Origin of the sequence: Brucella grignonensis (assembly GCF_002252505.1) — a bacterium.
Lineage (GTDB): Bacteria > Pseudomonadota > Alphaproteobacteria > Rhizobiales > Rhizobiaceae > Brucella > Brucella grignonensis.
The window spans coordinates 1-821 of record NZ_NNRL01000120.1 but is presented as its reverse complement, the minus strand read 5'-3'; the positions used below and the strand labels follow the sequence as shown (position 1 = coordinate 821).

Genomic DNA, 821 nt, shown 5'->3' with positions numbered 1-821 from the left:
ATTCACAGTCGCGGTCAGGGCGATGCCACCTAGATTGATGAATGTCGCCGCGAGGACAAACAGGACGACCCACGCCCAGACTGGAACGGCAGGCCACAAACCGGTCATGGCACTTGCAGCGAATACCGCCAACAACGCAGGAAGTAAAAGGTAGTCGAGCAGAATTGCCCAGCCTGCCAAATAGCCCACATGGCCATTTATTCCGAATCTGACGTACGAATATACGGATCCGGCAACAGGGTATCTCTGCGCCATTTCCTTGTAAGAGAAGGCGCTAAATGTCATAGCTATAGCAGCTACGACATAGACCAAAGCAGTCATTCCAAATGAAAAATTACTTATGAAGCCAAATACCGCAACAGGAGCCATTGGCACCATGTATATCAATCCGTATACAACAACATCTGTGCCGGACATTGTTCTATTCAGCTCTTGTTTGTAGCCAAGCGACTCAAGCGCGCTACCGACAGAGCTACCCCCAATTTGGGTTTGGTGATTTCCGCCTTCAGGTTTCATCGATTTGCTCCCCGGTCATTTTATTTGCCGTGCTTGAGGTAATTCCAATTGATGTCTGGACATTTTAAGGCAAAGCATCAAGAAATGATCGAAGAGTTGATAGATATTCTTCAGGTCTCTCGAGATGAGGAGTATGAGAGCACCCGCCAAAGACCTTGCAGCTACTTCCTCGTACCAGCTTGGAAAACTCCGCACATGCCGCAGGGGTCGCCTCGTCAAACTCGCCACACGTGAAAAGCGTCGGAACTTCTATTTCTTTGAGCCGCGAAACACAGGTGTACGGCTTAAGGGAACCAGTACAGATG

General features: G+C 49.2%; 1 protein-coding gene. It reads right to left on the bottom strand.

The window, feature by feature from the left end:
* The coding region (locus tag CEV33_RS01500) for an APC family permease (RefSeq protein WP_141211541.1) at nt 1-516 on the bottom strand (516 nt) is incomplete at its 3' end.
* Nucleotides 517-821: the final 305 nt, after the last annotated feature.